The organism is Kluyvera sichuanensis (assembly GCF_040930405.1).
Taxonomy (GTDB): Bacteria; Pseudomonadota; Gammaproteobacteria; order Enterobacterales; family Enterobacteriaceae; genus Kluyvera; species Kluyvera sichuanensis.
The window spans coordinates 3,005,250-3,021,936 of record NZ_CP162271.1 but is presented as its reverse complement, the minus strand read 5'-3'; the positions used below and the strand labels follow the sequence as shown (position 1 = coordinate 3,021,936).

The 16,687-nt window shown below is 55.4% G+C and carries 16 protein-coding genes and 1 riboswitch; of the genes, 8 read left to right on the top strand and 8 right to left on the bottom strand.

Translation table 11 applies throughout. The features are described from left to right. Positions 1-21: 21 nt before the first annotated feature. Both glnE and hldE read left to right on the top strand, forming a co-directional pair. Positions 22-2,862: a bifunctional [glutamate--ammonia ligase]-adenylyl-L-tyrosine phosphorylase/[glutamate--ammonia-ligase] adenylyltransferase gene (gene glnE / locus AB2B48_RS14545; RefSeq protein ID WP_368299484.1), complete on the top strand. Its 2,841-nt coding sequence runs from the start codon at positions 22-24 to the stop codon at positions 2,860-2,862. Positions 2,863-2,909: 47 nt separating this feature from the next. Continuing rightward, positions 2,910-4,346 (top strand): bifunctional D-glycero-beta-D-manno-heptose-7-phosphate kinase/D-glycero-beta-D-manno-heptose 1-phosphate adenylyltransferase HldE, encoded by a 1,437-nt coding sequence (hldE, locus tag AB2B48_RS14540; protein ID WP_333011231.1) that lies wholly within the window; start codon positions 2,910-2,912, stop codon positions 4,344-4,346. A gap of 121 nt (positions 4,347-4,467) precedes the next feature. Here hldE and AB2B48_RS14535 read toward each other — a convergent pair whose 3' ends face one another. The 4 genes from AB2B48_RS14535 to ubiK form a co-directional block, all read right to left on the bottom strand. Next, a complete protein-coding gene (locus tag AB2B48_RS14535; protein WP_185668420.1) occupies positions 4,468-4,527 on the bottom strand; it encodes a type I toxin-antitoxin system Ibs family toxin in 60 nt (19 codons plus the stop codon). A 243-nt stretch (positions 4,528-4,770) separates the two neighbouring features. Next, a complete protein-coding gene (locus AB2B48_RS14530; protein ID WP_220439145.1) occupies positions 4,771-6,432 on the bottom strand; it encodes a flotillin family protein in 1,662 nt (553 codons plus the stop codon). A 29-nt stretch (positions 6,433-6,461) separates the two neighbouring features. Further along, positions 6,462-7,091 carry an OB-fold-containig protein gene (locus AB2B48_RS14525; protein WP_368299482.1) on the bottom strand — a complete coding sequence of 210 codons (630 nt, stop codon included), beginning with the start codon at positions 7,089-7,091 and terminating at the stop codon, positions 6,462-6,464. A 242-nt stretch (positions 7,092-7,333) separates the two neighbouring features. Beyond that, positions 7,334-7,615 (bottom strand): ubiquinone biosynthesis accessory factor UbiK, encoded by a 282-nt coding sequence (gene ubiK, locus AB2B48_RS14520; RefSeq protein WP_185668395.1) that lies wholly within the window; start codon positions 7,613-7,615, stop codon positions 7,334-7,336. Between the two features lie 121 nt (positions 7,616-7,736). Continuing rightward, positions 7,737-7,885: riboswitch (FMN riboswitch) on the top strand. A 107-nt stretch (positions 7,886-7,992) separates the two neighbouring features. Here ubiK and ribB point away from each other — a divergent pair. Then, positions 7,993-8,646 (top strand): 3,4-dihydroxy-2-butanone-4-phosphate synthase, encoded by a 654-nt coding sequence (ribB, locus tag AB2B48_RS14515; RefSeq protein WP_185668394.1) that lies wholly within the window; start codon positions 7,993-7,995, stop codon positions 8,644-8,646. 63 nt (positions 8,647-8,709) lie between these two features. Here the strand turns inward: ribB and zupT are convergent, their stop codons facing one another. Further along, a complete protein-coding gene (gene zupT / locus AB2B48_RS14510; protein ID WP_185668393.1) occupies positions 8,710-9,483 on the bottom strand; it encodes a zinc transporter ZupT in 774 nt (257 codons plus the stop codon). 195 nt (positions 9,484-9,678) lie between these two features. Here zupT and ygiD point away from each other — a divergent pair, with 195 nt between their 5' ends. Then, entirely contained in the window at positions 9,679-10,467 is a 789-nt protein-coding gene (gene ygiD / locus AB2B48_RS14505) for a 4,5-DOPA dioxygenase extradiol (RefSeq protein ID WP_333011238.1), read from the top strand. Positions 10,468-10,470: 3 nt separating this feature from the next. Here ygiD and AB2B48_RS14500 read toward each other — a convergent pair whose 3' ends face one another. The 3 genes from AB2B48_RS14500 to tolC form a co-directional block, all read right to left on the bottom strand. Further along, positions 10,471-11,631 carry a glutathionylspermidine synthase family protein gene (locus AB2B48_RS14500; RefSeq protein WP_333011430.1) on the bottom strand — a complete coding sequence of 387 codons (1,161 nt, stop codon included), beginning with the start codon at positions 11,629-11,631 and terminating at the stop codon, positions 10,471-10,473. A 5-nt stretch (positions 11,632-11,636) separates the two neighbouring features. Continuing rightward, positions 11,637-12,317, bottom strand: a complete 681-nt coding sequence (locus AB2B48_RS14495) for a DUF1190 family protein (RefSeq protein WP_185668391.1) — start codon at positions 12,315-12,317, stop codon at positions 11,637-11,639. Between the two features lie 180 nt (positions 12,318-12,497). After that, complete coding sequence (gene tolC / locus AB2B48_RS14490; RefSeq protein ID WP_333011239.1) at positions 12,498-13,922, bottom strand: outer membrane channel protein TolC; 1,425 nt, start codon at positions 13,920-13,922, stop codon at positions 12,498-12,500. A gap of 210 nt (positions 13,923-14,132) precedes the next feature. On the opposite strand from tolC, the gene nudF reads away from it, so the two are divergent. The 4 genes from nudF (at position 14,133) to yqiA (ending at position 16,682) form a co-directional block, all read left to right on the top strand. Then, positions 14,133-14,765 carry an ADP-ribose diphosphatase gene (nudF, locus tag AB2B48_RS14485; protein WP_220439148.1) on the top strand — a complete coding sequence of 211 codons (633 nt, stop codon included), beginning with the start codon at positions 14,133-14,135 and terminating at the stop codon, positions 14,763-14,765. Further along, complete coding sequence (locus tag AB2B48_RS14480; RefSeq protein WP_333496160.1) at positions 14,762-15,187, top strand: DUF1249 family protein; 426 nt, start codon at positions 14,762-14,764, stop codon at positions 15,185-15,187. The genes nudF and AB2B48_RS14480 overlap by 4 nt, the downstream gene beginning before the upstream one ends. Before the next feature lie 92 nt (positions 15,188-15,279). Further along, entirely contained in the window at positions 15,280-16,107 is an 828-nt protein-coding gene (gene cpdA, locus AB2B48_RS14475) for a 3',5'-cyclic-AMP phosphodiesterase (RefSeq protein ID WP_368299479.1), read from the top strand. Next, positions 16,107-16,682, top strand: coding sequence for an esterase YqiA (gene yqiA, locus AB2B48_RS14470; RefSeq protein ID WP_368299477.1), 576 nt, complete (start codon positions 16,107-16,109; stop codon positions 16,680-16,682). The genes cpdA and yqiA overlap by 1 nt, the downstream gene beginning before the upstream one ends. Positions 16,683-16,687 lie beyond the last annotated feature (5 nt).

Below are 16,687 nucleotides of genomic sequence, written 5' to 3'. Positions count from 1 at the left end.
TTAACTTCAGGGAACCCGCGTATGACGCCGCTTTCTTCGCAGTTACAGCAGCACTGGCAAACGCTCGTTGAGCGTGCCCCGGAGGATTTTCCTCTCGAGGCGCTCGGTCGTGAAGCACAGGCTGTTTTCACCTTTAGTGATTTTGTTCAGCAAAGTTTAACGGCGCATCCTGAGTGGCTGGCGTCGCTGGAAAGCGACCCGCCGCAGGCGGATGAGTGGCGGCAATATGCGGGTTGGCTCCAGGCGGAGCTGGCAGAAGTCTATGATGAAACGGCGCTAATGCGCGCCCTGCGGCTATTCCGCCGCCGGGTGATGGTGCGGATTGCCTGGGCGCAGGCGCTGTCGCAGGTATCTGAAGAAGATACGCTACAGCAGCTAAGCCACCTGGCAGAAACGCTGATCGTCAGCGCGCGCAACTGGCTCTACGAGGCCTGCTGCCGCGATTGGGGTACGCCGTGCAGTGCCGAAGGCGTACCGCAGCCGCTGCTGATCCTCGGGATGGGCAAGCTGGGTGGCGGAGAGCTTAATTTCTCCTCCGATATTGACCTGATCTTTGCCTGGCCAGAACATGGCAGCACCCAGGGCGGCCGTCGTGAGCTGGATAACGCGCAGTTCTTTACCCGTCTCGGCCAGCGTTTGATTAAGGTACTGGACCAGCCGACGCAGGATGGCTTCGTCTACCGCGTTGATATGCGCCTGCGGCCGTTTGGCGACAGCGGCCCGTTGGTGCTGAGCTTTGCGGCGCTGGAAGATTATTACCAGGAGCAGGGGCGAGACTGGGAGCGCTATGCGATGGTCAAAGCGCGGATCATGGGCGACGACGACGGTGTTTACACCAGCGAACTGCGGGCGATGCTGCGACCGTTTGTCTTCCGCCGCTATATCGACTTCAGCGTGATCCAGTCTCTGCGTAATATGAAAGGGATGATCACCCGCGAAGTGCGTCGCCGTGGCCTGAAGGACAACATCAAGCTCGGTGCGGGCGGGATTCGCGAAATCGAGTTTATCGTCCAGGTCTTTCAACTAATCCGCGGCGGGCGAGAGCCGATGCTGCAAAGCCGCTCACTGCTGCCAACCCTTAAAGCCATTGAAACCCTGAATCTGCTGTCGGAAACCGACGCGCAGGCGCTGCGTGAAGCGTATCTGTTTTTACGTCGGCTCGAAAACCTGCTGCAAAGTATCAACGACGAACAGACGCAGACGCTGCCCGGCGACGACCTCAACCGCGCCCGTCTGGCGTGGGGGATGCATTTTGCCGACTGGGCCATGATGACCGCGCGTCTGGATACGCTGATGGCCGAAGTCCGCCGCGTCTTTAACGAACTGATCGGCGATGATGAAGAGCCGTCGCAGGAAGAGCAGCTTTCGGAATCCTGGCGCGAGCTGTGGCAGGACACCCTGCAGGAAGATGATTCTCCATCGGGGCTGGTGCACCTCAGCAGTGATGACCGCCATCGCGTGCTGTCGCAAATTGCCGATTTCCGTAAAGAGCTGGATAAACGCACCATTGGCCCGCGCGGGCGCCAGGTACTGGACTCGCTGATGCCGCATCTGTTGAGCGAAGTGTGCTCGCGTGAAGATGCCACGGTGCTGCTCACGCGCATTACCCCGTTGCTGAGCGGCATCGTCACGCGTACTACCTATCTCGAATTATTAAGCGAATATCCCGGCACCCTAAAGCATCTTATCCGCCTGTGCGCCGCGTCGCCGATGGTGGCAAGCCAACTGGCGCGCTACCCGCTGCTGCTGGATGAGCTGCTCGACCCCAACACGCTTTACCAGCCGACGGCGACCGATGCCTATCGTGATGAGCTGCGTCAATATCTGCTGCGCGTGCCGGAAGAGGATGAAGAGCAGCAGCTGGAAGCCTTGCGCCAGTTTAAGCAGGCACAACTGCTGCACATTGCTGCCGCTGATATTGCTGGTACGTTGCCGGTGATGAAGGTCAGTGACCACTTAACCTGGCTTGCAGAAGCGATGATCGATGCCGTTGTCCAGCAGGCGTGGGTGCAGATGGTGGCGCGCTATGGCCAGCCAACGCACCTGCGAGAGCGCCATGGTCGCGGTTTTGCGGTCATTGGCTACGGCAAGCTTGGCGGCTGGGAACTGGGCTACAGTTCGGATCTGGATCTGGTGTTCCTGCATGACTGCCCGATGGATGCGATGACCGACGGCGAACGAGAAATCGATGGCCGTCAGTTCTATCTGCGTCTGGCGCAGCGCATTATGCACCTGTTCAGCACCCGCACGTCGTCCGGCATTTTGTATGAAGTTGATGCGCGTCTGCGTCCGTCCGGCGCGGCGGGCATGCTGGTGACCACCGCCGAATCATTCGCTGATTATCAACAAAACGAAGCGTGGACCTGGGAGCATCAGGCGCTGGTGCGCGCCCGCGTGGTCTACGGTGACCCGCAACTGCAGCAGCAGTTCGACGACATTCGCCGACAGATCCTGACTACCGCGCGGGAAGGCAGCGCGCTGCAAACCGAAGTGCGCGAGATGCGAGAAAAAATGCGTGCTCATCTCGGCGGTAAACAGCGCGATCGTTTTGATATCAAAACCGACGCCGGTGGGATCACCGATATTGAGTTTATTACCCAGTACCTGGTGCTGCGCTATGCCCACGAGAAGCCGAAGCTGACCCGCTGGTCGGATAACGTGCGTATTCTCGAACTGCTGGCGCAAAACGACATTATGGACGAGCACGAAGCACAGGCGCTCACCCGCGCCTACACCACGTTGCGCGATGCGTTGCATCATCTGGCGCTTCAGGAGTTGCCGGGAAATGTCGATTTATCAAGCTTCGTTCGGGAACGTGAACTGGTCAGCGCCAGCTGGCAGAAGTGGCTGGTTCAACCGTGAAATGTGCTATTATCGCGCCAAAATTTTGATTCTCCCAGGAGACAAGAATGAAAGTAACGCTGCCGGAATTTGAACGCGCAGGAGTGATGGTGGTTGGCGACGTCATGCTGGATCGCTATTGGTATGGCCCAACCAGCCGTATTTCCCCGGAAGCCCCGGTTCCCGTGGTGAAGGTGGAAACTATCGAAGAACGTCCTGGCGGCGCGGCAAACGTGGCGATGAACATTGCGTCCCTGGGGGCGGGTTCGCGTCTTGTTGGTTTGACCGGCATTGACGATGCGGCGCGTGCGCTGAACAAAGCGCTGGCCGACGTTAACGTGAAGTGTGATTTCGTTTCGGTACCGACCCACCCAACCATCACCAAGCTGCGCGTGCTGTCGCGCAACCAGCAGCTGATCCGCCTGGACTTTGAAGAAGGTTTTGCCGGCGTGGATCCACAGCCGCTGCACGATCGTATTCAAAGCGGTCTGCCGAGCGTTGGCGCGCTGGTGCTCTCCGACTACGCCAAAGGGGCGCTGGAAAGCGTACAGCAGATGATTCAGCTCGCGCGCAAAGCGAACGTGCCGGTGCTGATCGACCCGAAAGGCACCAATTTCGAACGCTATCGTGGCGCAACGTTGCTGACGCCAAACCTTTCTGAATTTGAAGCCGTGGTCGGTAAGTGCAAAGACGAAGCTGAAATCGTTGAGCGTGGCATGAAGCTGATTGCTGATTACGATCTCTCCGCGCTGCTGGTGACGCGCTCCGAGCAGGGCATGACGCTGCTGCAGCCGGGCAAAGCACCGCTGCATCAGCCGACGCAGGCGCAGGAAGTGTACGATGTGACCGGTGCGGGCGATACCGTTATTGGTGTGCTGGCAGCGACGCTGGCCTCCGGCAAAACCCTGGAAGAGGCGTGCTTCTTTGCCAACGCCGCAGCGGGCGTGGTGGTGGGTAAACTGGGTACGTCTACCGTTTCACCTATCGAACTGGAAAACGCCGTGCGCGGTCGCGCGGATACCGGTTTTGGTGTGATGAGCGAAGAAGAGCTGAAGCAGGCGGTTGCCGCTGCCCGTCGTCGCGGTGAGAAAGTGGTGATGACCAACGGCGTGTTCGACATTCTGCACGCGGGGCACGTCTCCTATCTGGCGAATGCACGCAAGCTGGGGGATCGTCTGATCGTCGCGGTGAACAGCGATGCGTCAACCAAGCGCCTGAAAGGCGAAACCCGCCCGGTTAACCCGTTGGATCAGCGCATGATCGTGCTGGGCGCGCTGGAGTCCGTCGACTGGGTGGTGTCGTTTGAAGAAGATACACCACAGCGCCTGATTGCCGGGATCCTGCCGGATCGTCTGGTCAAAGGCGGTGACTATAAGCCAGAGCAAATTGCCGGTAGCGAAGAAGTGTGGGCGAACGGTGGTGAAGTGCTGGTGCTGAACTTTGAAGATGGTTGTTCTACCACCAATATTATCAAGAAGATTCAGCAGGACAGCGATAAATCGTGAATGCGGGAGGCGCATCGAACATTCCGTTTTTCCGCGCTCCTCGTGGTTGACGCTGCTGTTTTTTCGACCTAAAGTAAAGGAATAAGGGTGAGAGGGGATATCTCCCCCCTCTGATTGACTGTTAGTAAGCTGGGAAACTTATCAGTAACAGCACAACCAGTATGATGACGAGCTTCATCATAACCCTTTCCTTATTAAAGCCCCTTCTTCGGGAGGGGCTTTCCCGTTTCAGCTCCTTGCTGACAGCGCGATTGTTTGCGAACGCCCTGACTGGTACAAGAGTTACCCCTCTCTATTTTTTTATTACTGGAGCGTCCGCGCAAAAACAGCGAATCTGTGGCGCTGAAAGGGCGCGTCTGGGATAAAAAAATCCCCGGCTTTTAGGGCCAGGGATGAGGTGTGTAACGGCTTTGCGAGGATGCGACTAGGCTTCTTTTTCGTGCGCAGTCGGTGAATTTAACGGTGTGGTCAGAGTATTAAGCGAACCGCCGGAAAGGCCGATCTCGTTTAACAGCGAATCGATCAGCGGTGCCTGGGTACGATAAGAGAGGGCGGCAGACAGCGCCTGCTCTGCCAGATTGCCACCGCTTACGCCATTGCCTGCGGTGACTTCACCCACCGCGCCGCCGCGATTCAGGCCATCAACCTGAATGATCTTAATGCCGTCGATAGACTTCATTGGCTCAACGGACTTCTCAATGACGGCAGGCAGAGACTGCAATAACGCCAGCTTGAATTTGAGGCTGGTTTGTTCGTTGGAAAGCACGTTGATAGCGTCGTTCAGCGCGCGCTGCGCTTCGGCTTCCGCCAGCCCTTTTTTACGCGTCGCCTCCGCCAGTTCGACAATTGCCGCCGCCTGTAATTCCGCAGCTTCCTTCTCGGCTTTTGCTTGTACGGTCAGTTCAACTGCCTTTGTTTCAGCATCCTGTGCGGCGGCAATCAGCGCAACCTGTTTGGCGCGATCCGCTTCTGCCGTCTGACGGGTGGTTTCTACATTCTGCTGAGCGCGAACCGCCTCGGCTAGCGCATCGTTGGCGCGTGCTTCTGCCTGAGACTGCTGTTCGGATTTCGCGGCGATAGCGATGGATTTCGTCTGATTAGCAATTTCCGTTACCTGCTGCTGTTCGATCTCTTTAATCCGAACTTCACGCTCGGCCTCAACTTTTCTCGAACGAACGGCCTGCTCGCGCTCAATTTCCGTTTCCTGGATCTGGCGTTCGGCAAGAATACGCGTCTGTTCCGCTTCGCGATGGCGCTCAGCTTCAAAGGCGGCAATTTTGGCGTTCTGCTCGGCAGTGCGGGTTTTCACCTGCTGTTCCTGCTCAAGCGTCATAAAGGCTTCCTGTTGTTCGATTTCCAGCTTGCGCGATAGCGCATCGCGGTTTTTCTCTCTTACCGCAACTTCCACGTCCTGCTCGACTTCGTTACGTTCGCGACGACGACGCTCTGTTTCCTGAGTCAGCTTTGTCAGACCTTCGGCGTCAAAGGCGTTGTTCGGGTTGAAATGCACTTTTTCCGTCTGGTTAAAGTTGGTTAACGAGACGCTCTCCAGCTCCAGGCCATTTTTTGACAGATCTTCCGCGACGGTATTCTGCACACCCTGAACGAAGTTTTCACGGGTATCCTGCAGCTCATGCATTGTCATCTGCGAGGCCGTGGCGCGTAAGGCATCAACGAACTTATCTTCGATCAACACGCGTAAATCTTCCGGAGACAGCGTGCGCTGACCCAGCGTTTGTGCGGCAGTGGCAATGCCTTCAACCGACGGTTTAACGCGGACGAAAAAGGCAACAACCACATCAACTCGCATACGATCTTTGGTGATCAGACTGTCGACGGTAGAACGACTAACCTCAAGTTTGAGGGTATTCATGTTGATGGGAATAATTTCATGGAAGATTGGCATCACAATTGCGCCGCCGCTCATCACCACTTTCTGTCCGCCAAGCCCGGTTCGCACAAATGCTTGCTCTGCGGAGGCGCGACGATAAAGACGGGCAAAAATAATCCCGATAATCAATAAGACGACAACCGCGACAACGGCGGTAAACATCCATGAAGGTAGCATGCCAAAAATATCATCCATTATGTCGGTCTCTTAAGGTCAAAATACAATTACAAAATATTCGGCCAGGGATTACGTTCGGCCAAATAACGCGTTGCGGAAAGTCGGTCGAGAATCAGTACCTTGTCTCCTTTTTTAAACGCGTATCCTTCTTCAGGTTCTAACAATAGGTAATGAGTTTGTCCGAATTTATCGGTAAATTTGCCCTCGCAGGGTGTGCCGGCAATCGCGGAATGCCCGGTAATTATCGCCATGTAGCCGATATAATCATCCTCAGCGAGGGCGGAGCTTTCATCGCGGGGGAGCCACGGAGCAATGATTTTTCCGCTGTAATGCACGGCGAAGAGTGAAATAATAAAACATGCTGGGGTGAGTAGTAGGTTGCTGAGGGGCGCTCCCAGGAGCATGACCCAGCCATGCTGGAAAAGGATGCCGAAGAGCCCGAAAAAACCGGCCAATAAACAGAGCACAACTAATAACGGAATACGCCCAATATTCAGAAAATGAATCACCTGTCCGATATTACCAGATGACAAAGCATCATAATTATCGAGATGGGCATCGAGTGCGCCAGAGAGATAATGGCCAAAGGCCAATGAGATTATTTCAATTACGCCGATAAGAAGAACAAATGTTAGTGCAAACAGGTAGGGACTATTATATTCCGTTAATAAAATCATGCTTCATTCCCCCTGCAATAGATTTCCCTGGGCGATGGTTTTTCTCTTGTTCTTATAGCGTGTCACGATAGCATATTCTGGCCGGATCGTTTAATCCGGAAAGGGATTTTTCCCCCTCAGATTTCGTGGGGAAGTACGTGCGTGGTGAGAGGGGAATGTGCATTATACACAGCTCCATAGTGCTTTCCGGAGCGTACTGAAATCAGGAAATGTGTAAACGGGCCGTACGGCCCGCTTTAGTTTTACTTTGGCTCTACCGGAGCGGGGCTGACATTTTCAACGGACTGGCGGTTTTCCAGCTCGCTAATCCGCTGTTCCAGCAGCGCCAGCTTCTCACGCGTACGCAGCAGAACCTGAGTCTGCACGTCAAACTCTTCACGGCTCACCACATCAAGGCGCGTCAACTGCGACTGGATCACCTGGCGAACTTTCTTCTCAATATCATCACCGAACTCACGCAGACCTTTCGGCATAGACTCGTGGACCTGGCGGGCGATTTGTTCAATTTTTTTCGGGTCGATCATCTCTTGTTCCCTGATTCTGTCGGCATGAAGGCTATTGTAGTGTCTTATCCCGGTGCGATAAACCAGAATTGTTCGAAGCTTATGCATTGCCGAAGATAGTCATTGGCGTTATAGTAAGTACGCTTATTCTCAGGGCGGGGCGAAATTCCCCACCGGCGGTAAATCAGCTACGGCTGAAAGCCCGCGAGCGCTTCAGATGTTTTCTGAAGGTCAGCAGATCCGGTGTAATTCCGGGGCCGACGGTTAGAGTCCGGATGGGAGAGAGTAACGATTCAGTTGGGTTAAGCACCCGCTCGCGTTATCTATTTGCCGTTATATCGGCACTCCTAAGACTGCCCTGATTCTGGTAACCATAATATTAATGAGGTTTTTTTACCATGAATCAGACGCTACTTTCCTCTTTTGGTACTCCGTTCGAACGCGTTGAAAACGCGCTTGTTGCTCTGCGCGAAGGTCGCGGTGCGATGGTGCTGGACGACGAAGATCGCGAGAACGAAGGCGACATGATCTTTGCCGCCGAAAACATGACCGTTGAACAAATGGCGCTGACTATCCGTCACGGTAGCGGCATCGTTTGTCTGTGTCTCACCGACGAACGTCGTAAACAGTTGGAACTGCCAATGATGGTAGAAAACAACACCAGCGCTTACGGCACCGGCTTTACCGTCACTATCGAAGCGGCTCATGGCGTGACCACCGGCGTTTCTGCCGCTGACCGTCTGACCACCGTTCGCGCGGCGATTGCCGACAACGCGAAACCTTCCGATCTGAACCGTCCTGGCCACGTTTTCCCACTGCGCGCGCAGGCGGGTGGCGTGCTGACCCGTGGCGGTCACACCGAAGCGACTATCGATCTGGTGACGCTGGCAGGCTTTAAACCAGCAGGCGTGCTGTGTGAACTGACCAACGACGACGGCACCATGGCGCGCGCGCCAGAGTGCATCGAGTTTGCGAAGAAACATAACATGGCGCTGGTGACCATCGAAGATCTGGTAGCCTACCGTCGTGAGCACGAGCGTAAAGCCAGCTAATCCAGCGGCCTACGTGATGAAGCCCGGTTTGCGATACGCACCGGGCTTTTTTATTGCCTGACGTTAGCCAATGCCCATCGACTGTAACACCACCAGGCTCATCCCCATGACCGACATGCCGCACAGCACGCCGTAGCTGGGGTTGTTGTTAGGGTCAATCTCTTTGGCCAACGGCATCAGTTCATCGACGGAAAGGGCGACCATAATCCCGGCGACCGCCGCCATAATCGAGGCCATCAGCACCGGTGACACCATGCTGCCAAGGATCGCCCACGCCAGCACGCCGCCCAGTATTTCCGCCATGCCTGAAATTCCCGCCCAGAATACCGCTTTGCGCTTTGAGCCCGTGGCGGCGTAGACCGGCCCGGCAACCGCCAGCCCTTCAGGAATATTGTGCAGCGCCACGGCGAGCGCAATGCCGAAGCCCAGCTCAAGGTTGTTGCTGGCGGTGACGAAGGTGGCAATACCTTCCGGGAAGTTGTGCAGGCTGATGCCAAGGGTTAACAGCACGGCGGTGCGGCGAATGTTGCGCGGCAGCGGCTGGGTGTTTTTCTGCATCAGATCCTGCGGATGCGCATGCGGCAGGATGTGATCGAGTGCAAAATAACCAATGAGGCCGACGACAAACATCCCGTAGCCCAGCACCGGCGACATTCCCGGCGTACCGAGCGCGGCGGGCAGCATCTCCATTAATGAGATCAGCAGCATAATGCCGGCGGCGAAGCCGAGCGAAAAGGCGAGTACCCGGTTGGACGGCTTTTGCCCGATCACCCCGAGTATGGCGCCGATAAAGGTGGCAGCTCCTGCCAGTAATGTCAGAATCAGCGGTACCGACATCGCTTACTCCTTATGATAATGATTATCATTCATGATATTGAAAATCGTCAGCCATGGCGAGAGGCGACGCTATTCTTTACTTCATCCTTACATTCAAATTTTCTGAAGATCATCATCACGCTTATCTGAGTTTATCCTCACTCAAAACGGGTTAATGTGGTGTTATTAAATTATGCCCTCTGGAAGGATAACATCATGTCTCGTAGCCGAATGCCAGCACTGTTTTTAGGTCACGGTAGCCCGATGAACGTACTGGAAGATAACCTCTATACCCGTACCTGGCGGCATCTGGGTGAAACGTTGCCACGCCCAAAAGCTATTGTGGTGGTGTCCGCGCACTGGTTCACTCGCGGCACGGGCGTGACGGCGATGGAAACCCCGAAGACGATCCACGATTTCGGCGGCTTCCCGCAGGCGCTGTACGATACCCATTACCCGGCTCCGGGGTCCCCGGCGCTGGCGCAACAGTTGGTTGAACTGCTGGCACCGGTTCCGGTGGCGCTTGATAAAGAGGCCTGGGGCTTTGACCACGGGTCCTGGGGCGTGCTGATTAAGATGTACCCGAATGCGGACATCCCGATGGTGCAGTTGAGCATCGACAGCACTAAGCCAGCGGCATGGCACTTTGAGATCGGTCGTAAGCTGGCAAGCCTGCGCGATGAAGGCATTATGCTGGTGGCGAGCGGTAACGTGGTGCACAACCTGCGTACGGCGAAATGGCACGGCGATTCAACGCCTTACCCGTGGGCCACGTCGTTTAACGATTATGTGAAGGCGAATCTAAGCTGGAAAGGGCCGGTTGAACAGCATCCGCTGGTGAACTATCTGGCGCATGAGGGCGGTTCGCTGTCGAACCCAACGGCGGATCACTTCCTGCCGCTGCTTTATGTGCTGGGTGCCTGGGATGGCGAAGAGCCCATCACGATCCCGGTAGACGGTATCGAAATGGGCTCCTTGAGTATGCTGTCGGTGCTAATCGGTTAACGATTATTCGACGAAAATGTGGGGATAGAAGCGTGACAGATCCTGAGTGATCAGCGCTCTGTCCTCACGAATGCCAATTCCGGCAGGCTCGTCGTTAATCAGCCAACTGCCAATCAACATGTAGCTATCACCAAACTTCGGCAGCGGATGGAACTGCTGCACGATCATCCCTTCTTCGCCGTACGGCCCTTCCACCTGCTCGATGGTTTTACCGTTCTCGACGATCGAAATGTTGGCACCTTCGCGGGAGAAGATCGGCTTCACCACGAATTTGTCCATCTCTGGATGACTGTCTTCGGCAAAATAGGCTGGCAGCAGGTTCGGGTGATCCGGGAACATCTCCCACAGCAGCGGCAGCAGCGCTTTGTTGGAAATGATGCTCTTCCAGGCTGGTTCCAGCCAGCGCACGCCAGCGTCTTCGAGCTTGGTGGAGAACATCTCGCGCAGCATGTATTCCCACGGATAGAGCTTGAACAGGTTGCTGATCACCTGATCCTGCAGATCGGTAAACTGTCCTTTTTCACCCAGACCAATCTCATCAATGTAGAGGAACTCGGTCGCTACGCCAGCTTCAGCGGCGCAGTCCTGCAGATACTGCACGGTACCGCGATCTTCCACGGTGTCCTGGCAGCAGGTCAGATGCAACAACTGGAAGCCGTGTTGTTCGCGCAGCACGTTGAAACGCTCGATGATCTTTTCCTGCAGGCTGTTGAACTGATCGCTGCCTTCCGGCAGGTTGCCCGCGTTGATCTGATCTTCGAGCCAGATCCACTGGAAGAACGCCGCTTCGTACAGTGACGTTGGGGTATCGGCGTTATTTTCCAGCAGCTTCGGTTCACCGGTGCCGTCCCACGCCAGATCGAGGCGCGAGTAGAGCGACGGCTGCTGCGTTTGCCATGACTGGCGCACGAAGGTCCAGGTGTGCTTTGGAATGCGGAACTTCGCCATCAGCTCATCGCTGGCGATGACGCGTTCAACCACTTTCAGACACAGTTGATGCAGTTCAGCGGTAACCTCTTCCAGCTTTTCAACCTGCGCCAGCGTCAGCTTATAGTAAGCCTCTTCACTCCAGTACGGCTCGCCGTACATGGTGTGAAAGTTGAAGCCGTACTCCGTTGCCTTTTCACGCCAGTCCGGGCGCTCAGTAATGCTGATTCTTTCCATGGTCATCAGCCGCCCATTGAACGGGTGGTGGTGCCCGACGCGCTACGCTGCATGGTGGACTGTTTCGCCACGGACTCACCGAAGCCGCCGCGAGTCACGGTGCTGGTGGTTGCCGGTTTTGGTGCCATCGCGGTTTTCGGTACGTTCATCGAACGGCCCGGCTGCGCTGCGCCGTAGTTTTTACCGCCGGCATCGGTGTATTTACCGTAGGCCGGGCTGGATGGGTTCTTCGAGGTGAAGACCGGCTGCTGCTGGTAGCCACCCATGCCGCCGCTCATCATACGGCCCATCATGTAGCCCGCCATCAGCGGCATCCAGAAGCTGCCGCTGCTTTGCGCTTGCGCCTGGTTTTCACCGCTGGCAGGTGCCATACCGGCCTGCGCCGGTGCCTGCTGGCACTGGCCTTCGCCAAATTCAGCTACGCAGTCTTCACGGCTGGCGTACTTCGGCGCGGTACGTTCGGCTTCTTTCAGCGCGTTATCGAAGGTGGTTTTACATTCGGCGCTTTTGCCCGGATTCGCTGCAGAGCAGTCGTCCGCGTTCTGATAGAGCGTGACGGTTTCGTCAGTTTTTTCACAGCCTGCCAGCATGAATACTGCGGTAACGGCTAAGGCGACCGGCGTGAGGTGACGCGCGCCCCAGCTTTTACGGAAGGCGGCATGTTGAATATTGTTCGTCCGTTTCATTGTGTTCTTCCTGGACCCAGTAGAGTGGTATTGCAATAACGCTCAGGATAGTGGATGAGTGGTTGAAAATGAAGCGAAGAAGGGCGTAAAGCGGCGGATCTTTACGTTGCCTTACGTTAGCGCAAGAGAATGAAAAAAGGGCCCGCATAAAGCGGACCCTTTTCAGTACGGCGAGAGGCCTTAGCGCAGACGCGCTTTGCTGGTCGCCGGAGAGGTGTAGCCGTCCGCTGAAGCGTCCTGCTGCGGGTTCTGCGGCGCAACGCTGTCGGTAGAGGTCGCGACGTTTTTACCCAGCGCATTGTTCAGCGCAATCAGATCCTGCTCGTTGAGCGTACCCAGCGCATTTTTAATATTCAGCTGGTTGATCAGGTAGTTATAACGCGCGCTGGAGAGTTGCTGCTTCGCGTTGTACAGCGTGGTGGTGGCATCCAACACGTCAACGATAGTACGCGTACCCACGGAGTAACCCGCTTCCATCGCGTCTAATGAACTCTGCGCAGAGACCACGGCCTGTTTGTAGGCGTTGATGCTGCTGATAGAGGCGTTGATGTTGTTGAAGGAAGAACGCACGGTCTGTACGACGGAGCGGTGCGCGCTTTCCAGTTGCTCGCTGGCGCCGACGAAGTTGTACTGCGCCTGTTTCACCTGCGAGTTAACCATCCCGCCCTGGTACAGCGGCAGGGAGAAGCTCAGGCCAATTTTGTTCTGGCCGGCGTCGTTGTCATCGTACTGGGAACTGTGGGTTTTAGAGCCGCTGTAGGAGGTGTTTGACACCCCGGTAGAGGCGTTCAAATCCAGCGTCGGCAGATGGCCGTCCTGTGCCTGGCGAATCTGTTCACGCGCCAGGTCCTGGTTCAGGCGAGCCTGCAACAGGGAGAGGTTACGGTTTTCCGCTTCTTTCAGCAGCGAGTTAACGCCCTGCGGTTTGTCCGTTTTAAAGCTGTCGACGTTCAAAGACGCCAGCTCTGGGTAGTAGTTACCGGTCACCTGACGCAGCGCTTCAACGGCGTTGTCGAGGTTGTTACGCGCGGTCACTTCATTCGCCAGCACGGTATCGTACTGTGAACGGGCGTTCTGCACGTCGGTAATCGCCACGAGGCCCACGTTAAAGCGCTGAGTGGTTTGATCCAACTGGCGGTAAATCGCCTGTTTCTGCGCTTCGGTGTAGGAGAGCGAGTCAATCGCGCTCAGCACGTTAAAGTACGCCGTGGCGGTATTCAGGATCAGCGTTTGCTGATCGGTCTGATAGGTCACGTCCTGGATGCCTGCCGCTTTTTCCTGCAGGGTCAGAGCACGCCATTTGGACATATCAAACAGGCTTTGCGTTAACGTCAGCGAGCCGCTGGTCGCGTTGGAGTTCACGCCGTTATTGTCGCGGAAGCCATTGGTATAGGTATAATCGGCACCCAAACCTAACTGCGGTAACAGCGGGCTACGCGCTTCGTTGATCTTTTCGAATGCGGCATCGCGGTCTGCTGCGGATTTACGGAGATCTGGGTTACTGGTACGTGCCTGCTGATAGACCTGTAACAGGTTCTCTGCCTGGCTCATTGTACTGAAACCCGTAAGGCTCAGACCAATAAGGATGGGGAGCAATTTCTTCATTTGCATTTGCATTCCTTGTTGTGAAGCTTAGCGCTGATCTAATTCACAGAAAAAATATTCGCCGATTGTACCAGAGTCTGCCACGTTAAAAAGTTGTCGTAATGTGCCATCTGGCGTTAATTTGCACCAATCTACCACAGAGAGAGTGGATCCTAAGATAAACGGATTTTAAATCCACAATTTCATCATAATTACAGCATAGGCAAGGCCATGACAAAATCACGTAACCCAGTGGTTACCCTCTCGAAAAACGATGTAGAAATTATTGCACGAGAAACGGTATATCGCGGTTTTTTTTCGATTGATGTGTACCGTTTTCGCCATCGTCTGTTCAACGGCGAGATGAGCGGTGAAGTCCGGCGCGAAATTTTTGAGCGCGGTCACGCTGCAGTCTTGCTACCCTTTGACCCAGTGCGTGACGAAGTGGTGCTGATTGAGCAAATTCGCATTGCGGCCTATGACACCAGCGAAACCCCTTATCTGCTGGAGATGGTAGCCGGCATGATTGAAGAGGGTGAAAGCGTAGAGGATGTGGCGCGTCGAGAATCACAGGAAGAGGCCGGGCTTGAACTCGGCCGGGTAAAAGAGTGTCTGAGTTATCTGGCAAGCCCTGGCGGCACCAGCGAGCGCCTGACCATTATGGTGGGCGAAGTGGATGCAACAACGGCCAAAGGTATTCATGGCCTGGCGGATGAACACGAAGATATCCGGGTTCATGTGGTAAGCCGGGAGTACGCTTATCAATGTGTAGAAGAGGGAAAAATTGACAACGCAGCCTCTGTCATCGCTTTGCAATGGCTACAGCTGCATTATCAGGACTTACGAAAAGAGTGGACCAAATGAAGCGTTACACGCCTGACTTCCCAGAAATGATGCGCCTGTGCGAGACCAATTTCGCACAATTACGTCGCTTACTGCCGCGCGTTGATGAAGCCGGCGAAACGGTGAACTATCAGGTGGCCAATGCGCAATATCGGTTAACGATAACAGAATCAACCCGCTACACTACGCTGGTAACGGTTGAGCAGACGTACCCGGCGGTGAGCTACTGGAGCCTGCCGTCGATGAGCGTGCGGCTGTATCATGATGCGATGGTGGCTGAAGTGTGTTCAAGTCAGCAGATCTTTCGCTTCAAAGCGCGATATGATTATCCAAATAAAAAGTTGCATCAACGCGACGAAAAGCATCAAATTAATCAGTTTTTAGCTGATTGGCTAAGATACTGTTTAGCACATGGAGCGATGGCGATTCCGGTTTGTACATAGCACCTTTCAGGCTGTATCTGGGACGCTGCCAGCGATGACGCAGCATGAAAGGATGATGTGTATGTTTGCATCGTGAAACCTAAGGACACCATTTGGAAAGCCTTTTAAACCTTCCTCTGGCTGGTGGGGCCAGTGTCAGGGTACTGCAAATCACTGATACTCACCTGTTTGCGGAAAAAGATGAAACGCTGTTAGGCGTGAACACCTGGGCAAGCTATCACGCCGTCTTGCAGGCTATTCATGCCTCGGCGCGTGACGTTGACCTGGTGGTGGCGACGGGCGATTTAGCGCAGGATCATTCATCCGCGGCCTATCAGCACTTTGCTGACGGCATCGCGAGTTTCGCTGCACCCTGCGTTTGGTTGCCGGGGAATCACGACTTCCAGCCATCCATGTACAGCACGCTTCAGGACGCGGGGATCTCCCCGGCCAAGCGCGTACTGGTGGGCGAAAACTGGCAGATCCTCCTGCTGGATAGTCAGGTGTTCGGTGTGCCACACGGCGAGCTGAGCGAGTTCCAGCTTGAGTGGCTGGAAAAACGGCTGGTGGAAGCGCCGGACCGGCACACGCTGCTGTTGCTGCACCATCATCCGCTGCCGGCGGGATGCAGCTGGCTCGATCAGCACAGCCTGCGTAACGCAGGGGCGCTGGATAATGTGCTGGTGCGCTACCCGCGCGTAAAAAACCTGCTTTGTGGCCACATTCATCAGGAGCTGGACGTCGACTGGAACGGCCGCCGCATCATGGCGACGCCGTCAACCTGCGTGCAGTTTAAACCGCACTGTGCCAACTTCACGTTGGATACCGTTTCCCCTGGATGGCGCTGGCTTGAGCTGCATGACGATGGTTCATTAACCACCGAAGTCTGCCGCCTTGCCGGGTGCGAATTCCATCCTGATACCGCATCTGAAGGCTATTGATGTCGACGCTTCTTTATCTGCATGGATTCAACAGCTCCCCGCTGTCAGCAAAGGCCACGGCGCTTAAGCAGTGGCTGGCGGAGCACTATCCCGACGTGAATATGCTGATTCCGCAGCTGCCAGCCTATCCGGCGGAAGCGGCGGAGATGCTGGAAGCGCTGGTGCTGAAACACGGCGGTGAACCGCTGGGTATCGTAGGGTCGTCATTAGGCGGCTATTACGCGACCTGGCTGTCCCAATGTTTCATGCTGCCAGCGGTGGTAGTGAACCCGGCGATACGCCCGTTTGAGCTGCTGGTGAATTTCCTTGGGCCGAATGAGAATCCCTACACCGGGCAGCAATATGTGCTAGAGTCACGCCATATTTACGATCTCAAAGTCATGCAAATTGACCCACTGGAGGCACCGGATCTTATCTGGCTGCTTCAGCAGACCGGCGACGAAGTGCTTGATTACCGCCAGGCCGTGAACTATTTCGCCTCCTGCCGACAAACGGTAGAGGAGGGCGGTAATCACGCATTTATCGGCTTTGAAGATCACTTCACACAGATTATCGATTTTCTGGGGTTGCATTAAGCAGC

What these genes read in the sequence shown, in the direction of transcription:
- glnE (WP_368299484.1), top strand. Translation starts at nt 22, where the DNA reads ATGACGCCGCTTTCTTCGCAGTTACAGCAGCACTGGCAAACGCTCGTT.
- hldE (WP_333011231.1), top strand. Translation starts at nt 2,910, where the DNA reads ATGAAAGTAACGCTGCCGGAATTTGAACGCGCAGGAGTGATGGTGGTT.
- AB2B48_RS14530 (WP_220439145.1), bottom strand. Translation starts at nt 6,432, where the DNA reads ATGGATGATATTTTTGGCATGCTACCTTCATGGATGTTTACCGCCGTT.
- AB2B48_RS14525 (WP_368299482.1), bottom strand. Translation starts at nt 7,091, where the DNA reads ATGATTTTATTAACGGAATATAATAGTCCCTACCTGTTTGCACTAACA.
- ubiK (WP_185668395.1), bottom strand. Translation starts at nt 7,615, where the DNA reads ATGATCGACCCGAAAAAAATTGAACAAATCGCCCGCCAGGTCCACGAG.
- ribB (WP_185668394.1), top strand. Translation starts at nt 7,993, where the DNA reads ATGAATCAGACGCTACTTTCCTCTTTTGGTACTCCGTTCGAACGCGTT.
- zupT (WP_185668393.1), bottom strand. Translation starts at nt 9,483, where the DNA reads ATGTCGGTACCGCTGATTCTGACATTACTGGCAGGAGCTGCCACCTTT.
- ygiD (WP_333011238.1), top strand. Translation starts at nt 9,679, where the DNA reads ATGTCTCGTAGCCGAATGCCAGCACTGTTTTTAGGTCACGGTAGCCCG.
- AB2B48_RS14500 (WP_333011430.1), bottom strand. Translation starts at nt 11,631, where the DNA reads ATGGAAAGAATCAGCATTACTGAGCGCCCGGACTGGCGTGAAAAGGCA.
- AB2B48_RS14495 (WP_185668391.1), bottom strand. Translation starts at nt 12,317, where the DNA reads ATGAAACGGACGAACAATATTCAACATGCCGCCTTCCGTAAAAGCTGG.
- tolC (WP_333011239.1), bottom strand. Translation starts at nt 13,922, where the DNA reads ATGAAGAAATTGCTCCCCATCCTTATTGGTCTGAGCCTTACGGGTTTC.
- nudF (WP_220439148.1), top strand. Translation starts at nt 14,133, where the DNA reads ATGACAAAATCACGTAACCCAGTGGTTACCCTCTCGAAAAACGATGTA.
- AB2B48_RS14480 (WP_333496160.1), top strand. Translation starts at nt 14,762, where the DNA reads ATGAAGCGTTACACGCCTGACTTCCCAGAAATGATGCGCCTGTGCGAG.
- yqiA (WP_368299477.1), top strand. Translation starts at nt 16,107, where the DNA reads ATGTCGACGCTTCTTTATCTGCATGGATTCAACAGCTCCCCGCTGTCA.